Source organism: Gordonia desulfuricans NBRC 100010 (assembly GCF_001485495.1).
GTDB lineage: Bacteria > Actinomycetota > Actinomycetes > Mycobacteriales > Mycobacteriaceae > Gordonia > Gordonia desulfuricans.
On record NZ_BCNF01000083.1, the window covers coordinates 1 to 16,400 of the forward strand.

Consider the following 16,400-nt stretch of genomic DNA (forward strand, 5'->3'; position numbering starts at 1 on the left):
CCGGTATTCGTCGCGTTGCAGGTTTTCGGCGATGGTGTCGACGTGGGTGGAGGAAAGGTGTTGGATGCGTGTGTAATCGGTGATCGGGTCGGTGAGGGTGAACACCGACATGACTTCAACATTGGTGCCGGTGTCGGTGCTGGTGTTGGTGGTCATGTGGTCGCCCCCCGGGTGGTGTTCGATCTTGTGTTCCAGTGTAGTCGGGGGGTGTGACAGAAATTGTTGTGTGACTGGGGGTGTGGGTGGTTGCGTGGTGAGGTCGGGTGGCGGAGATTTCGACACGCCTTGTCGCTACGCTCCGCGTCGGCTCAATCATCGTATGCCGGTGGGTGGTTGAGCAGGTCGTCTAGTCGCTCTCGTAGGTGACCGTCTCTGAGGTGGTTGCGTGGCGAGGTCGGCCGGCGGAGATTTCGACACGACTTGTCGCTGCGCTCCTCGTCGGCTCAATCATCGTGTGCGGGTGGCCGGTTGACTTGGCGGAGCCCCTGTCATGTCGCGCCGATCCGTGACCATCTCAGAGATGGCCGGCTCTCGGCGTCACATCTCCCGATGGTCGCGCACACTCATCCGGTGTCCGTGGCGTTCGGGCCACACCCCGAACAGCACGATCAGGCGGATCAATCGGAATCGCTGCCCGGCATAGGGTTCGAGGAGTTCGAGCATTCCGTCGTCGTCGACGGGTTCACCGATCAGGTTGTAACCCACGAGTTTCGGGATGTGGTAGTCGCCGACGGGGACCGCGTCGGCATCGCCGACAGCCCGTGCGCGGGTCTCGGCCACCGTCCACGGACCGACGCCGCGCAGCACGTCGAGCCGATCGGGATGTGCCTCGACGTCCATGGCGGTGGCGCCGCGGATGGTACGCATCCGGACGGGTTCGGCCCCGCTGCGATGCCACTCCCATCCGGGGATGTCGGCCCATACCGTCGGCGGCGGTGGCACCCGCATCGTGTCCGGGACCGGACCGGGGGCGCGTTCACCGAAGTGCCGCAACAGGTATCGCCAAGCACGCCACGCCTCGGCACCCACCACCTTCTGTTCCAGGATGGCCGGGACGAGGGCCTCCCAGACCCTGTCGGTGCGGGCGATACGCAAACCTTCACCACGCCTGGCCAACTCGCGCACCACGTCGTCGTGGATCGGCATGGCCGTCGGGTCGTCGTCGACGCCGAGCATCGTGGGCACGTGGTCGAGCAGCCAGGGCGCACCAGACCCCCATGCCCGGGCCACCACCTCACCGCCGGCATGCCGCATCGTGAGGGTTCCGGGGCCGTCGGGGGTGTGCACCGCACGCCACAGCGAACCGTCGTTGCCGTACCGGAACGCCGGGTCACCACCACCTCGCCGGTGCAGACCCACGGTCGTCCGCAGATCCACACGCCAGGGCGGCGTCCAGATCCGGGTTCGTTCCGCTGTCACCATCAGTCGCCGACTGTAGTCGCCCATCCGTCGACACCACCCGGGCCGTCCACACCACCCGGGCCGTCCACACCACCCGGGCGTCGGCATCTCGTCGGGCTCACTCCCCCGGCCGGCAAGTCGGACAATTCACACTTAGGCAACCCTTGCCTTATCGGCTGCGTGAATTTAGAGTATTGATGTTCCTTTTAATTCATCCATCCGGGAGTTGCCATGTCCGAGACCGCCCCCTCCCGGGATCGCCTGCCCCTCGCCGAACGCAAGGTGGAGGACCTGCCCGGGCACTGGCTGCTCGCCCACCTGGGCAAACGAGTGCTGCGCCCCGGTGGCCGCGCACTCACCGAGCAACTGCTCGACGACGCCCACCTCACCGATGCCGATGTGCTGGAGATCGCGCCCGGCCTGGGGAAGACCGCCACGTCGATCCTCGAACGCAACCCGCGCAGCTATGTGGGTGTGGAGGCCGACGCCGACGCCGTGTCGCTGACGCAGCAGGTCGTCGGCAGCAGGGGCCGCGTGGTGACCGCCGACGCCGACTCCACCGGCCTCGACGACGCCAGCGTCGACGCCGCGATCGGCGAGGCGATGCTCACCATGCAGTCCGAACGGCACAAGGCCGACATCATCGCCGAGGCCTTCCGCGTGCTGCGCCCCGGCGGGCGCTATGCCATCCATGAGCTCGCCCTCAACCCCGACACCCTCTCCGACGACCAGAAGACCGAGATCCGCAAGTCCCTCGCCCGCTCGATCAAGGTCAACGCCCGGCCGCTCACCGAGGCCGAATGGCGCACGGTGCTCACCGATGCCGGCTTCGAGATCGAGACGGTACGTTTCGCCCCGATGGCGCTGCTGCAGCCGCGGCGTGTGATCGCCGACGAGGGTGTGGGCCGCACACTGCGTTTCGTCGCGAACGTCATCCGGCAGCCCGCCGCCCGCAAGCGGGTCCTGGGCATGCGCAAGACCTTCACCACCTACCGTGACAACCTCGCCGCGATCGAGGTCATCGCCCGCAAGCCGGCCGACCGATGAGCACCGCGCACACCACCGATGCCGGGGTGTACACCGTCATCGACGGTCTGCGGTCCCCGGCGCCCGCCGATTCCGACGGCCCGACCATCGATGCGATGGCGCGGGCCGACGGGGTCACCGTGGTGCGCATCGCTTTTCGTGCCGGCCAGGTGATGGCCGATCACCGCGCGGTGCATCCGATCCTGGTACTCGGTCAGACCGGTGAGATCGACTTCGCGGTCGGTGGCGAGCATGTCAGCGTGTCTCCCGGTGTGGCGGTTCACGTCGCCGCCCAGGTCACCCACGCGCTGACCGCCGTCACCGACGCCGTGGTCACCCTGATGGTCCTGACCCCCAGGAAGTAACGTGGAATGAGTCCTTCATCATCGGTCCGGGAGTGCACTCATGAGCAGCGAACCACGCAGCGCCGTGCTGTCGGTGCTGCGTGCCTCCGACGCCCCGCTGGCGGCGCCGGATGTGGCACAGCGGCTGGGAATCCACACCACCACGGCGCGCTTCCACCTGCGCAATCTCGTCGACGACGGCAAGGCGTCGGCGCTGACCCTGCGCTCGGATTCCCGCGGCCGGCCCCGCACCGGATATGTGGCGATCGCCGAGATGGCGGTCGACCCGCTGCTGTCGGCGCTGTTCGAGCAACTCGGGACCACGGCATCGGACCGGGAGGAGGCCGCCGCGCGCGCCGGACGGGCATGGGCATCGGCACTCTCCGGCGGGATGCCGACGCCACCCACGGACACCGATCTGCCCGACCCGGTGACCATCGCCACCGATACCCTGCGCCACCTGGGCTTTCGGGTCTCGGATGTGATGAGCGCCTTCGGCACCCACGAGATCCGCATCTGTTCCTGCCCGCTGCGCCAGGTGGGCGCCGCCCACCCCGAGGTGGCCCGGGGGATCGCCCGGGGCGCCATCGAGTTCGCCCTGGCCTCGGGGTCACCGACGCTCGCCGACCACTACGGGGTCACCGTGACCCCGGCGCCCGACGGCGACTGCGAGATCACTCTCCGGCTGAGCCGGCGCCGCTCCCCCGTCGAATCCTCGACGGGCTGACCGCGGCCCTCGGTTCCGTCCGGGCGACCGCCACGACCGAGGAGAACCGACCGTGAGCAATGCTCCCTATGGTGTCGACGATCAGTACGGCACCGACTACCCGACCGCACCGGTCTCCGCCGGGCCACAGGCCCCGCCGGCAGATCCCGGGTCGTCGGCCGATCCCGAACCGGCGGGACCCCCGCCATCAGAACCCACGACGTCGGGTGGAGTCCACCTTCCGACGGTGTTGGCCGCGGCCGGGGTGTCCGCGATCATCGCCGCCGTGATCGTGACGATCGGCGTGGTCGGGATGGTCGTCACCGCCGACCGCGAGGTCGCCTCCGCACCACCGGCGGTGGTCACCGTCGCACTCGGACAGGGTGCCTCGACGACGCCCACGCGGCCGGCCGCCTCCGGCGCGTCGACACCCGCGGCCGGGGCTCCTGCCGCCCAGGTCCCCGCCGGTGAGGTCCCCGCCCATGATGTTCCGGCACAAGATGTTCCGGTGGCGGTGGCACCGGGGACCACCGAGCCGACCGCCCCCGCGGGCACCGCGACCACCGCGGCACCGGCAGGATTTCGGGTCACCAGCGAGCAGCCGACCGCCGCAGAGCTGAACAGCATCATCGAGTTCCTGGTCGCCACACCGGCGTCGGACTCGGCGAAGGCCGCGAATCTCGAGGGTGGGATGAATGCGGTGATCGTGCCTCGCACGGTGTACACGCTCGGTCTGTTCCGCCCGCCGCTGGGTTGGCATCAGGTGTCCGACCCGAAGCAGGACGGTGACGCCATCACCGCCACCCTGACCAGCGGTTCGGCCGGTCGGCCGACCATCCGGGTGCCGATCCAGTTCAAGCGGATCGACGGGAACTGGCGGCTGTCGGCGAGCTCGCTGTGCCAGGGCGTCAAGACCGTCGGCCTCAACATCTACTGCAACCAATGATCACCGCCGAGAATCTGACGGTCCGGCTCGGCGGTGTCACCGTCCTCGACGACGTCTCGATGACGGTGGCACCCGGCGAGCTGGTCTACCTGCTGGGACGCAACGGTGCCGGCAAGTCGACGTTGCTGCGCGCCTGTTGTGGCGCACAGCCGGCGAGCTCGGGCCGGGTACACATCGGCGGGCGTCCGCCCCGGTCGCTGCCCACCCCGATGACCGCCCTCGGCGTCCACCTCGGCGGGGATGTGACCGCGCCGGGAGGGCACACCGGCCGCCGCTATCTGCGATGGCTGGCCGCGGCCGGGGGCGTCGATTCCGCCCGGGTCGACAAGGTGTTGGCCCAGGTCGGTCTGGCCGATGTCGGTTCACGTCGGGTCAGCGCCTACTCGCTCGGGATGCGTCAGCGCCTGGGGATCGGTGCGGCATTGCTCGGCCGTGCCCCCGCCCTGATCCTCGACGAGCCGCTCAACGGCCTCGACATCGACGGAATCCGTTGGTTCCGTGGGCTGATCGCCGATCTCACCGCGCGCGGATGTGCGGTGCTGATCGCCTCCCACATGTTCGACGAGGTGGCCCGGACCGGTGACCGCGTGGTGGTCCTCGACGGTGGCCGCGTCGCCGCCGACGCCCCGATCGCCGGCTTCATCGGTTCCCATGCGGACCTGGAGTCGGCGTATGTCGCCCTGACCACCCCGCGAACGGCGGTCGCATCATGACCGGTCCCGTTGCAGTACAACAGTTGTGGCGTGCTGTGGACGCCGAGTTCATCCGTGCCGGCGGCCGGCGGGGTGCGTTCGTGCTGGCCGCCGTCCCGGGTGCGATCATCCTGCCGCTGGCCGTCACGCTGGTGGTGGCGCTGGTGTCGGAGCGGTTCGCGTCGTTGTCCAGCACGATCTCGGTGACCGCGGTCGCCACCACCAACTCGGTGTTCTGGGTCATCGAGTTCACCGCGATCGTGTGGGCGTTGATCGCGGCCGTCGCCGAGGCCACCAATTCCCGTGGCGATCAGCGGGATCGGCAACGCTATCTGTTCCCGCGCACCTGGACCGGACCGCTCGCCCGCTGGCTGGCCTACGGGGTGTGCGCCGCGATCTCGAGTGCGATCCTGGTGGCCGCGATCATGCTGATCCTGTCGGCGGGTTTCCCGAAAGTCTATGGTGGCGTGGATCTGTGGACGTCCGACGGCGCCCGGCTCGTCGTGGCGGTACCGATCTATGCGTTCCTGGCCTGCGGGATCGGTGCGGGACTCGGCGCCCTCATAGCGCATCCGGCCGTCGCCGCGATCATACTGCTCGGGTGGGCATATGTGATCGAGAACGCCATCGCCCTCATCCCTCACGGCGGCTACACGGTGCAGGGCTACATGCCGTTTCTCAACGGGCAGTTCGCAACCGGACAGGATCTCGCGTTCACCCCGCCCTGGGGACCGAACGGCGCGATGGTCTACTACGCCGCGATCACGCTGTGTGTGTTCGCCGCCGGGTGTGGCGCCCAGGTGTGGCGTCGCTCCGCGCGATCCGCGCGATGATCTAGTCCAGACCGATCTTTCCGTCGAAGGTGAACGGCGTTGTGCCGGGCTCACATCCATGGAAGGAGGAGGTCGCCATCGGCCCCATCACACCCACCATGTCGGGCGTGCCCTTGCGGACGGTGATCTGGACGGCATAGGCGCCCTTCAGGCCGGCCGGGACCAGGTCGGGCGATGTCGCATCGATCGGATAGATCAGAGATCCGGTGTCGCCCTTGGTGTAGATGCACGTCACCGGCCCCTTGACCTGCACCGGAAGGCGGTTGCGGCCGTCCATCACGGTCGCGACATAGGTGCCGCTGGTCTCACCGGACTTCGTCCGGTCACCGTGGGCTTCGATGTGGAGCAGGTGCACTCCGGGGGCGATCGCGAGATCTCCCGAGATATCGAGCATCGCAGGCTTTTCCGCGGATGCCGGCGCCACGGCGACACCGGCCCCGCCGACTGCGATGACGCTGATCCCGATTGCCGTGACCGCACGGCGGATACGAATGTTCATGACGACCACTCCCTCTCGTGGACGAGTCGGATCGGTCACGTGATCGTCAGTGTAGGCGCATCCACCGCCGAGGTCACTACCCCGATTGGTCGCGAAAGCCCGCTTTGCGCGCTACCTCCCTTGCGGTACAACAAGATTCTCCGACCCGACGGTCGGTCATGCCGAGCGGCGGTGTCTCGACGAAAAGAACTCCCACCCACAGATCGTGTGGGTGGGAGTTCGTCGAGATCGTAGGTGCGTCCTACAGGTTGATCATGTGCCCGATCGCGCCATGGAACGTTTCCTGCAGTGCCTCACTCATCGTCGGATGGGTGTGGACGTTGCGGGCGAGTTCCTTGGCGGTGAGGTCCCACTTGTGGGCCAGGGTCATCTCGGGGAGCATCTCGGAGACGTTGTCGCCCACGAGGTGTCCGCCGAGCAGTTCGTCGGTGTCGGCGTTGGTGATCAGCTTGACGAAGCCTGCGGTCTCGCCGAGTCCCTGGGCCTTGCCGTTGGCGCTGAACGGGAACGACGTCGCCTTGACGTTGTAGCCCTCGTCGCGTGCCTGCTGTTCGGTCAGGCCGAAGGAGGCGACCTGCGGCTGGCAGAAGGTGGCGCGCGGCATGAACCGGTAGTCACCGAGGGTCATGGTCTCGGCGCCGGCCATGGTCTCGGCGGCCACCACGCCCTGCGCCTCGGCCACGTGGGCGAGCTGCAGCTTGGCGGTGACGTCGCCGATGGCGTAGATGCCGTCGACGTTGGTGCGCATGTGGTCGTCGATCGCGATGGCGCCACGGTCGGTGAGGGCCACCCCGGTCTTGTCCAGGCCGAAGCCCTCGACGCGCGGCGCGAAGCCGACGGACATGAGGACCTTGTCGACGGTGATCGAGCCGTCCTTGTCCTTGGCGTCCTTGTAGGTGACGGTGACGTTGCCGCCGTTGTCGGTGACGGTCTGCACCTTGGTGGAGGTGAGGACCTTGACGCCGAGCTTCTTGTATTCCTTGGCGATGGCCTTGGAGACGTCGACGTCCTCGTTGGGCAGGACGCGGTCAAGGAACTCGACGATGGTGACGTCGACGTCGTAGTTGGCCAGGACGTACCCGAACTCCATGCCGATCGCGCCGGCACCCACGATGACGATGGACGACGGCAGGTCGCGGGTGAGGATCTGGGTCTCGTAGGTCACGACGTTGTCGGAGAGCTGAACACCCGGCAGCAGCTTGACGGTGGAGCCGGTGTCGATGATGACGTTGTCGAAGGTGATCGTCCGGTCGCCGACCTGGATGGTCTTGGCGTCGGTGAAGACACCGTAGCCGTCGATCTCGGTGATCTTGTTCTTCTTCATCAGGAAGTGGACACCCTTGACGATGCCCTCGGAGACCTTGCGGCTGCGGTCGAACGCGGAGCCGAAGTCGAACGACACCTCGCCCGACATGCCGTAGGTCTTGGCCTGATGGTTGAAGATGTGGGCCAGTTCGGCGTTCCGGAGAAGCGCCTTGGACGGGATACACCCGACGTTCAGACAGACACCGCCCCAGTACTTCTCTTCGATGACGGCGGTCTTCATGCCCAGTTGGGCGGACCGGATCGCGGCCACATACCCACCTGGACCAGCACCCAGGACAACTGTTTGGAAGTGTTCAGACACGCCCTCCAGCCTACGTCGCAGGCCATCGGGGCCGCAGTGCGTCCCCATTACCGGTCGGTAACCCGGTCACCGGCCGGCCGCACAACCCGCTTTCAATCACTGATTGAATCAGTGATTGAACTGTGCTTGAATCAGAATCCATGGCCCCCATCAGCCCACTTCCCGATCGGGCCGACACCCGGGACATGCTGCTGACCGTCGCCGAACGACTGTTCCTGGCCGACGGCTACGACAAGGTGTCGGTACGGTCGATCTGCGCCGGCGCGGGTGTGAACCCGGCGGCGGTGCACTACCACTTCGGCTCCAAGGACGGCCTGACCACAGCCCTGATCGAAACCCGTCTGGCACCGCTGTGGGCCGATCCCCTCGAGGCCATCGACACCTCGCCGGATGCCGGCACGACGGTCGCCGACGTGGTGACGGTGATCGTCGCACCGTTCGTGGCCCTGCACGCCGATCCGCTCGGACACCTGCACCTGCAGCTGCTGGCCCGGTTCGTCGACGACCACCCCGATGCCACCTGGTCGCGCCCGTGGTTCCACCTCGACGAGTGGGCCACCGTCCTGACCGCACTGGTCCCCGGCCTCGACGCCGCCAATGCCCGCCGCCGCTGGGCGCTGGCCTTCGCCCTGCTGCTGACGCGGTTCGGCGGACAGCGGTCGTTGTCGGCGGAGTCGATCAGCACCCTCACGCAGTTCGTCAGCGCCGGTCTCGGCGCCCCCGCCGATCCGGCACAGCCCCATCCGGCACAGCCCCAGAGGAGAGATCGATGACCAGCCCGGCCCACATCCCGCCCGACCCCGCCACCCCCGACCCGTTCGCCCCCGCCCGGCTCGGACCGCTGCACCTGCGCAACCGGCTGATCAAATGCGCCACCTTCGAGGGCCGCACCCCCGACGCGCTGGTCACCGAGGACCTCATCGAGTTCCACCGGGAGACCGCGGCCGGTGGCGTCGCGATCAGCACCGTCGCCTACTGCGCGGTGTCACCGGAGGGTCGCACCGACCGCCATCAGATCTACCTGCGCCCCGAGGCCGCACCCGGCCTCACCCAGCTGACCGCCGCCATCCACGGCGAGGGTGCCCTGGCCGCAGCGCAGATCGGACATGCCGGCCCGGTCGCCAACTCCATCTCCAATCGTGCTCCGGCACTGGCCGCCTCACGGATTCCGGCCCCGATGGGCATGGCACTGTGCAAATCTCCCGACGCCGACGACATCGCGGCCCTGCGCGCGACCTTTCGCCGTGCGGCCCGTATCGCCGTCGACTCCGGATTCGATGCGCTCGAAATCCATTGTGGCCACAACTATCTGATCAGTTCGTTCCTGTCACCGTTGCTCAACCGCCGTCACGACGGATACGGCGGATCGCTGGTCAACCGGGCACGGCTGGCGCGCGAGGTCCTCGAATCGGTTCGTGAGGAGGTCGGCGACGGCGTCGCGGTCTGGGCCAAACTCAACATGTACGACGGCGTGGGTGCGATCGGCGCACCGCGTCGGCCCTGGCACGGTTTCAACGTCGACGAGGCATGCCAGGTGGCGCAGCTGTTCGAGACCGACGGCCACCTCGATGCCATCGAACCCACCGCGGGCAGTTCACTTCTCAACCCGATGTATCTGTTCCACGGCGAGGCACCCCGCGCCGCGTTCGCCGATGCGTTCAGCGGTCCGATGAAGTGGGGACTCAAGGTCGGCGGCCCGTTCTTCCTCAAGCGCTACCAGTACCACTCCGGATACCTGCTGCCACTGGCACGGCGGTTGCGCGAGGCCGTCGACCTGCCGATCATCGCGCTCGGCGGCATCACCGACCGCGCCAGTATGGACGAGGTGCTCGGCGAGGGCTTCGACTTCCTCGCGATGGGACGCGCCCTGCTGCGCGAACCCGATCTGCCGCAACGGATCAGCGCAGACCCCACCACACAGTCGCAGTGCATCCACTGCAATCTGTGCATGCCGACCATCTACACCCGCACCGAGTGCCCCATCCGCGAGGAGGCCGCCGTGCGCTGACCTACCGGTCGGCGGTCACCAGTGTGTGGATGAACTCCATCTTGTCCAGCACCGGCTGCGGCAGGACGAACGGGTAGAGATCCTGGTGTCCCATCGACCGGTTGATCTGGTTGAGCGACCAGCTCAGCGGCAGCCACCACTCGATGATCCGCTCGAAGCCCACCGTGCCCGGCAGGTCGGCATCGAGGGTGGCGCCGGCCGGTGCCAGCGCGAATGCCGCTGCGGTGTCGAGGGTGTCGCGGATGTGCAGGTAGTGGGCGAAGGTCTCGGCCCAGTCCTCGGCGGGATGCATGGTGGCATAGGACGACACGTAGTCGTCCGCCCAGCCCGACGGCGGCCCCTCGGAGTAGTGACGGTCCAGCTCGGCCTGGTAGTCGGTGTCGGGATCGCCGAACAGTTCCTCGTAGCGTTCGCGATTCGGCCCGTCGCCGACGAGGACCATCTGGTAGAAATGCCCGATCTCGTGGCGGAAGTGGCCGATCAGGGTTCGGTACGGCTCGTCCATCGACACGCGCAGTTCTTCGCGGTGCACGTCGTCACCCTCGGCGAGGTCGAGGGTGATCACCCCGTTGGCGTGGCCGGTGGTCACCGGGTTCACCGCGCTGGAGAGCAGGTCGAAGGCGAGGCCGTTGTCGGGATCGGTGTCCTTGCCGATGATCGGCAGCGACAGTTCGTCGAGTTCCAGCACCACACGGCGCTTGGCGAGTTCGGATTCGGCCCAGGCGGCCAGGGCATCGGCGTCGTCGTCGCCGGGCCGGGTGCGGGTGAGCCGGCACGATTCACACAGCGACGGCGATCCCTCGCCGCGCTCGACGAGCCAGTTGCACGCGGCCACATCGGCATCGGCACACCGTTGCAGCGGTGTGCCGTCGACGTCGGCACGGCCGTCGTCGTCGAGCACCACGATGGTCCGAGACTTCAGGTGAAAACCCAGCGCCCGACCACAATTGAGGCACAGGGAGTTCTCGAAGGTCAGCTGTTGGCCACATTCCCGACACAAGAAATCGCGCATTGCCGTACTCCTGACGACTGGTCGACGGTTCGGTCTAGGGCTGCGCACCCGATCCGGCAGGACGATTCGGATCAGCCGACCACTGCGACCACGAACCCGGAAACAGAATCCCCTCGAATCCGGCGATCTCGATCGCGGCCAACTCATGGGCCGCGTTCACCCCGGACCCACAGTAGACGACGGCGCGCGTTGCGTCGGTGACCCCGGCCGCGGTGAAACGCTCACGCAACTGCGACGGTGACAGGAACCGGCCGTCGGCGTCGAGGTTCCCGGCGGTGGGAACGCTGTGCGCACCGGGGATGTGTCCGGCGCGGGGATCGACCGGTTCGGTCTCACCGCGGTAGCGTTCACCGGCGCGGGCATCGAGCAGCAGCGCAGGCGACGGCGTGTCCCCGGCCGCGATGCGTGCGGAGAGGTCGGCCACCTCGTCGACGGTGACCGTCGGCAGATGGCCCGCCGACAACGTCACCCGACCGGGCCGCGGGGTCGCATCCCCTTTCGACAGACGCATCCCGGCGGCATCCCAGGCACCGAGTCCGCCGTCGAGGATCCGGACGTCGGTGAGCCCGCCCCAGCGCAGCAGCCACCAGGCGCGGGCCGAGGCGAGGTTGCCGATGTCGTCGTAGACCACCACACGGCTGGTGTCGTCGAGCCCCCAGCGCCGGGCGGCGTCCTGCAGTCGAGCCGGCGACGGCAGCGGATGCCGGCCGAGTTCCGGCGACGGCGGGTCGGCGAGTTCGGTGTCGAGGTCGACGTACACCGAGCCCGGGAGATGTCCCTGGCGGTACCGCTCGTGTCCGTCGGTGCGGCCGAGCTGCCAGCGCACGTCGAGGATCACCGGCGGTGCCGACGACAGCATCGCATCGGTCAGTTCCTCGACACCGATCAGGATGTCGCTCACCACCCTCACACCCTTCCTCTGCCCTCGCGGGCGGCCTCGACCGCCGGGGCCATCACGGCGGCCAGGTCGGCCGCCACGTCACGGTCGCCCTCGGGCGGCATCGCGACATAACTCAGTGCCATCCGTGCGATGGCACGCGAGATCCGTTCCGCGTCGGTGGCGGCGAGGCCGGTCCACGACTCGCTGAAGGTCTCGGTCAGCAGTGCGCTCGCAGACGTGATCAGCGGTCCGGCGTCGGTGGTGATCAGTCGCAGCAGGTCCGGTTTGGCCTCACCACGCTGCAGGGAACCGATCAGCGGATCGGCCGCGGCCTGGGTGAAGAACCTCGCGAACCCGTCGTGCAGTGCGGCGTCGGCGTCACCGGGATGGCCCTCGACGGCCTCGCGCATGACCCCGGCGAACTCGGTGGCCAGCCGCAGCGCGTACGCCTGCGCCAGGCCGTTGCGGGAGCCGAACTCGTTGTAGACGGTCTGGCGGCTGACCCCGGAGATCCCCGCGACGTCGGCCATCGTCACCGCCGGCCAGTCCTTGTCCAGCAGCAGGTCGCGCAGCCCGTCGAGCAGCGTCGTCCGCAGCAGCGCCTTGCTTGCCTCCGCGAACGTCCGCCTGGTGGTCACGCCGACGAGGTTACCGACGCGATCTCCTGCTGTACCGCCCGGCCTTCGCGGGGTCGGCCCACCGTCACCCCGCCGACGAGGGTCGATCCGGTGAACACGCGGACGGTGGCGTCCCGCGCATGCAGGTCACCGTCCACCTCGATCCGACGATCCGGCCCGGACCCGCCGGGCCATCCCGCGATCTGGACGCTGATCCCGTACTGCACGGTGAAGGCCAGCGGCACACCCGTGTAGGCCGGGGCGGGCAGGCCGTCGAGGTCGGCGATCGCCGACAGTGCGGCCGTCTTGCCCTGTTCGGTGGCCGCCATCCAGTGGTCGGCGCGCGACGGCTCCCCGGTGAGCGGGTGGGGTGGCGCGGCCACGTCACCGGCCGCATAGACACCGGCGGCACACCTCCCGTCGATCCCGGCACGCAGCCGATCGTCGACGACGATGCCCGCCGCGGTGACGGTGATCCCGGCGGTCTCGGCCGCACGCACATCCGGGCGGATGCCGAGGGCCTCCACCAGGGCCGGAGCGGGGGTGACGGCCGGAGCAGTGGCCGCGGCACCGATGCCGCCGGGCGCCCCACCACCGTGCAGGCGCACCCCGTGACGTGTGTGCATCTCGGCCAGGAACTCCGAGACAGGTTCGGGGACAACCCGTTCCATCACCCACCCGGCACGCTCGTGGACGTCCACCGGGTATCCGGCGGCGGCCGCCGAGGCGGCGAGTTCGAGCCCGATGAGTCCGGCGCCGATCACCCTCAGCGCGCCCCGGTCACCGATCTGGGCCCGGATGCGTTCGGCGTCGACGCGGGTGCGCAGGTCATCGCGGCATCGTCGGCGCCGGTGGTGACGGCGGTACCGCCGGTGGCGAGGATCAGGACGTCATAGCGCAGGGTGGTGCCGTCGTCTTGCAGCACGATCCGCCGGTCCGGGTCGATGTGTTCGACGGTGAGCCCGGTCTTCAGGGTGATCTGCCGGTCGGCCCACTGGGACTGCGTACGCAGCGCGATCCGGTCGGCCGAGAGGTCCGCGCGCATCAGGTCCTTGGAGAGCGCGGTGCGCCGGTACGGCAGTCCCGGTTCGTCGCCGATCACGGTGATCTGGCCCGGGAAGCCGTTGGCACGCAGCGTTTCCGCGGCGGTCATCCCGGCGATCCCGGCGCCTGCGATCACCGCCGTGGCACTCACGCGCGGGTCACCTCGACCATCTCGAAGTCGGCCTTGGCGGCCCCGCAGTCCGGGCAGCTCCAGTCGTCGGGGATGTCGTCCCAGCGGGTTCCGGGACTGATGTCCTCCTCGGGCCAACCGAGCGCCTCGTCGTACTCGAAGCCGCACTGGACGCAGCGGAAGACTTTGTAGTTCATGGTTTCTCCTCGAAGTCGATCTTCTCTCGGACCCCGCAGTCGGGGCAGGCCCAGTCGTCGGGCACGTCGGTCCAGGCGGTTCCGGCCGGGAATCCCTCGCGCGGCGCACCGGCGGTCTCGTCGTAGACGTAGTCGCAGACCGGGCACAGGTAGGCGCTCATCCGGCCGTCTCCACGCCGTGCCGGGCCAGGATGCGGGCGGCCTTGCGCGGCTGCAGATTCGCCTGGGTGATGTCGCCGTCGTAGTGGTCGAGGACCCGATGGTCCATCACCTTGCGCCACAGGGGCGAAATGTAGGTGAGACCGATCATGCTGGCGTATCCGCTCGGCAGGTTCGGCGCCTCGTCGAAGGACCGCAGCGTCTGGTAGCGGCGGGTGGGGTTGGCGTGATGATCGCTGTGCCGCTGCAGGTGATAGAGGAAGATGTTGGTGCAGATGTGGTCGGAGTTCCAGCTGTGTCGCGGGGCGCACCGTTCGTAGCGCCCGCTCGCGGTCTTCTGCCGCAGCAGCCCGTAGTGCTCGAGGTAGTTCACCGATTCCAGCAGGGAGAACCCGTAGACTGCCTGGATCAGCGCGAACGGCAGCACCTGCCAGCCGAAGATCGCCGCCAGCGCCCCCCACAGCACGATGGTCATCGCCCAGGCGTTGACGACGTCGTTGCTGGGGTGCCACACCGGCCGGTCGAGGCGTTCCATCCGCTTGGCCTCCAGCTCCCAGGCCGAGCGGAGGCTGCCGAACACGCTGCGCGGCAGGAAGGTCCAGAAGCTCTCACCGAAACGTGAGCTCGCGGGGTCCTCCGGGGTCGCGACGCGCACGTGGTGGCCGCGGTTGTGCTCGATGTAGAAGTGGCCGTAGGCGGTCTGCGCGAGGGTGATCTTGGAGAACCAGCGTTCGAGCTCCTCCTTCTTGTGCCCCATCTCGTGGGCGGTGTTGATCCCCACCCCACCCATCACCCCGACGGTGAAGGTGACCCCGAGCTTCGACGCCAGGCCCAGCCCGCCGTCGATGCCGAGCCAGGAGAGGTCCGACGCGGTCCACAGATAGCAGGCGAAGACCAGGCTGGCCATCTGGAACGGAATGAAGGCGTAGGTGCAGTAGCGGTAGTACTTGTCGTTCTCCAGCTGCGCCATCAGCTCTTCGGGCGGGTTCTGGCCGTCGGGACCGAAGAACAGGTCGGCGATCGGCAACAGGATGTAGAGCAGGATCGGACCGAACCACCACCACACCGGGGCCACCACATCCCAGCCGAGCGCGTTGAACGCCGCCACCAGGCCGGTGCCGATGAACAGCGCGGTGGGCGGGATCAGGCCGAGCAGCCACAGATACCGCTTCTTGTCTTTCCAGTCGAGCACCTCCGGGGTGCTCGCCACGGTCTCGTGCGATGACATCGCGCATCTCCTCCTGTGTCGCGGGTCACTCTCAGATCTCGACAATAGCTATTGATAAGTCCGCTGTCTAGACGTTTGAGTATCTGCTGTAAAGCAATGGGAGGTGCGGACAAGATAGGGTGCCCTCAGAAGCCGTGTACCCTGCGGCAGCATGGGGCCCATCACCGCGACCGTCGCCGGCACCGAGTCGATCTCCGCGCATCTGCGACGGCTGTATTTCGATGTCCCGGATCTCTCCGACCTCGCGCTCCCCGGGACGCCGGACGAGGCGGTCGGCATGTACGTGCCGACCCCGGACGGTCCGAATCCCACCGAGGGCCGCAACTATTCGATCCGTCACGTCGACCACGAGGCGCGAACCCTCACCGTCGACGTCGTCCTGCACGAGCACGGGCCGGTCACCGAGTGGGCGGCCGGTGCCACGGCCGGCGATCGGGTGGAGATGTCACACGCCCGAGGCTGGTTCGCCCCTCCCGCCGGGACCGGGTGGCTCCTGCTGGCCACCGACCTCGCGGGCCTACCGGCCGCCGCACGTATCATCGAAGAACTACGCGCACAGCATGATCCAGTACAGATCCTGATACTCGCCGAGGTGGTCGACGACGCGGATCTCGCCTACCTCGGACAGGTCGCCCCTGCCGAGGTCGTACCGATCATCGGCAGCGGCAACGGCGTGTCCCCCAGCCGGCTCGGCACCGCCGTCACCGAGGTCGGCCTGCCCGACGGCCCCGGATACTGCTGGTTCGCCGGAGAGGCGGCGCAGTCCCGGATCGTGCGCAAACACCTACGGCATCAACTTCATTGGCCGAGCAACCGTTACGACGCCATCGGCTACTGGCGCTTCGACGGCGAACGCTGGGCGCAACGCTTCGCCCAGTACGGCGACGAACTGTTCGCGGTGTACCAGAACGCGATCGACGCAGGCAGGTCCGAGAAGCAGGCGGCCGAGGAGTTCGACGAAGCCCTCGAGAAGCTCGGCCTCTAGCTCGATCGGCCATCGAAACACCATGGATGGTCGAGCCGGGACCGAGCCCCCAACCACCATGGATGG

20 protein-coding genes are annotated in these 16,400 nt (G+C 68.1%); 9 read left to right on the forward strand and 11 right to left on the reverse strand.

Annotated elements, in window-relative coordinates; genetic code table 11:
* Positions 1-537: 537 nt before the first annotated feature.
* Positions 538-1,422, reverse strand: coding sequence for a DNA-3-methyladenine glycosylase family protein (locus GD1_RS14275; RefSeq protein WP_059037736.1), 885 nt, complete (start codon positions 1,420-1,422; stop codon positions 538-540).
* 210 nt (positions 1,423-1,632) lie between these two features.
* On the opposite strand from GD1_RS14275, the gene GD1_RS14280 reads away from it, so the two are divergent.
* The 6 genes from GD1_RS14280 (at position 1,633) to GD1_RS14305 (ending at position 5,948) form a co-directional block, all read left to right on the forward strand.
* Positions 1,633-2,448, forward strand: coding sequence for a class I SAM-dependent methyltransferase (locus GD1_RS14280; protein ID WP_059037719.1), 816 nt, complete (start codon positions 1,633-1,635; stop codon positions 2,446-2,448).
* Positions 2,445-2,792, forward strand: coding sequence for a cupin domain-containing protein (locus GD1_RS14285; RefSeq protein WP_020793809.1), 348 nt, complete (start codon positions 2,445-2,447; stop codon positions 2,790-2,792). The genes GD1_RS14280 and GD1_RS14285 overlap by 4 nt, the downstream gene beginning before the upstream one ends.
* 40 nt (positions 2,793-2,832) lie before the next feature.
* On the forward strand, positions 2,833-3,498 hold the full coding sequence (locus tag GD1_RS14290) for a helix-turn-helix domain-containing protein (protein WP_053778163.1): 666 nt from the start codon (positions 2,833-2,835) through the stop codon (positions 3,496-3,498).
* 487 nt (positions 3,499-3,985) lie between these two features.
* Positions 3,986-4,423: an MTB12 C-terminal domain-containing protein gene (locus GD1_RS14295; RefSeq protein WP_059037738.1), complete on the forward strand. Its 438-nt coding sequence runs from the start codon at positions 3,986-3,988 to the stop codon at positions 4,421-4,423.
* A complete protein-coding gene (locus GD1_RS14300; protein ID WP_053778162.1) occupies positions 4,420-5,136 on the forward strand; it encodes an ABC transporter ATP-binding protein in 717 nt (238 codons plus the stop codon). Before GD1_RS14295 ends, GD1_RS14300 begins: the two co-directional genes overlap by 4 nt.
* Entirely contained in the window at positions 5,133-5,948 is an 816-nt protein-coding gene (locus tag GD1_RS14305; RefSeq protein ID WP_059037721.1) for a hypothetical protein, read from the forward strand. Before GD1_RS14300 ends, GD1_RS14305 begins: the two co-directional genes overlap by 4 nt.
* A 1-nt stretch (position 5,949) precedes the next feature.
* On the opposite strand, the gene GD1_RS14310 is transcribed toward GD1_RS14305, so the two are convergent.
* Both GD1_RS14310 and lpdA read right to left on the reverse strand, forming a co-directional pair.
* Entirely contained in the window at positions 5,950-6,447 is a 498-nt protein-coding gene (locus tag GD1_RS14310) for a hypothetical protein (RefSeq protein ID WP_059037740.1), read from the reverse strand.
* A gap of 241 nt (positions 6,448-6,688) precedes the next feature.
* The gene (gene lpdA, locus GD1_RS14315; RefSeq protein ID WP_059037723.1) at positions 6,689-8,074 is read right to left on the reverse strand and encodes a dihydrolipoyl dehydrogenase; all 1,386 of its coding nucleotides are present in this window, start codon (positions 8,072-8,074) and stop codon (positions 6,689-6,691) included.
* A 140-nt stretch (positions 8,075-8,214) separates the two neighbouring features.
* On the opposite strand from lpdA, the gene GD1_RS14320 reads away from it, so the two are divergent.
* Together GD1_RS14320 and GD1_RS14325 are read left to right on the forward strand one after the other, a co-directional pair.
* On the forward strand, positions 8,215-8,847 hold the full coding sequence (locus GD1_RS14320) for a TetR/AcrR family transcriptional regulator (protein ID WP_059037727.1): 633 nt from the start codon (positions 8,215-8,217) through the stop codon (positions 8,845-8,847).
* On the forward strand, positions 8,844-10,082 hold the full coding sequence (locus GD1_RS14325) for an oxidoreductase (protein ID WP_059037729.1): 1,239 nt from the start codon (positions 8,844-8,846) through the stop codon (positions 10,080-10,082). The genes GD1_RS14320 and GD1_RS14325 overlap by 4 nt, the downstream gene beginning before the upstream one ends.
* Position 10,083: 1 nt before the next feature.
* Here GD1_RS14325 and GD1_RS14330 read toward each other — a convergent pair whose 3' ends face one another.
* Genes GD1_RS14330 through GD1_RS14365 form a run of 8 tightly spaced genes read right to left on the reverse strand, consistent with a single transcriptional unit; the run spans position 10,084 to position 15,349 of the window.
* Positions 10,084-11,094: a zinc-binding metallopeptidase family protein gene (locus GD1_RS14330; RefSeq protein ID WP_020791318.1), complete on the reverse strand. Its 1,011-nt coding sequence runs from the start codon at positions 11,092-11,094 to the stop codon at positions 10,084-10,086.
* A gap of 34 nt (positions 11,095-11,128) precedes the next feature.
* Positions 11,129-11,995, reverse strand: a complete 867-nt coding sequence (locus tag GD1_RS14335; RefSeq protein WP_244882730.1) for a sulfurtransferase — start codon at positions 11,993-11,995, stop codon at positions 11,129-11,131.
* Between the two features lie 5 nt (positions 11,996-12,000).
* Positions 12,001-12,612 (reverse strand): TetR/AcrR family transcriptional regulator, encoded by a 612-nt coding sequence (locus tag GD1_RS14340; protein WP_020791317.1) that lies wholly within the window; start codon positions 12,610-12,612, stop codon positions 12,001-12,003.
* Positions 12,609-13,418: an FAD-dependent oxidoreductase gene (locus tag GD1_RS14345; RefSeq protein WP_307190345.1), complete on the reverse strand. Its 810-nt coding sequence runs from the start codon at positions 13,416-13,418 to the stop codon at positions 12,609-12,611. The genes GD1_RS14340 and GD1_RS14345 overlap by 4 nt, the downstream gene beginning before the upstream one ends.
* Complete coding sequence (locus tag GD1_RS25645; protein ID WP_059037733.1) at positions 13,358-13,786, reverse strand: FAD-dependent oxidoreductase; 429 nt, start codon at positions 13,784-13,786, stop codon at positions 13,358-13,360. Before GD1_RS25645 ends, GD1_RS14345 begins: the two co-directional genes overlap by 61 nt.
* Complete coding sequence (locus GD1_RS14355; protein WP_020789793.1) at positions 13,783-13,962, reverse strand: rubredoxin; 180 nt, start codon at positions 13,960-13,962, stop codon at positions 13,783-13,785. Before GD1_RS14355 ends, GD1_RS25645 begins: the two co-directional genes overlap by 4 nt.
* Positions 13,959-14,123 (reverse strand): rubredoxin, encoded by a 165-nt coding sequence (locus GD1_RS14360; RefSeq protein WP_020789789.1) that lies wholly within the window; start codon positions 14,121-14,123, stop codon positions 13,959-13,961. Before GD1_RS14360 ends, GD1_RS14355 begins: the two co-directional genes overlap by 4 nt.
* Positions 14,120-15,349 (reverse strand): alkane 1-monooxygenase, encoded by a 1,230-nt coding sequence (locus GD1_RS14365; protein ID WP_059037734.1) that lies wholly within the window; start codon positions 15,347-15,349, stop codon positions 14,120-14,122. Before GD1_RS14365 ends, GD1_RS14360 begins: the two co-directional genes overlap by 4 nt.
* A gap of 151 nt (positions 15,350-15,500) precedes the next feature.
* On the opposite strand from GD1_RS14365, the gene GD1_RS14370 reads away from it, so the two are divergent.
* Positions 15,501-16,334: a siderophore-interacting protein gene (locus GD1_RS14370; protein ID WP_059037735.1), complete on the forward strand. Its 834-nt coding sequence runs from the start codon at positions 15,501-15,503 to the stop codon at positions 16,332-16,334.
* The last annotated feature ends 66 nt before the right edge of the window (positions 16,335-16,400 follow it).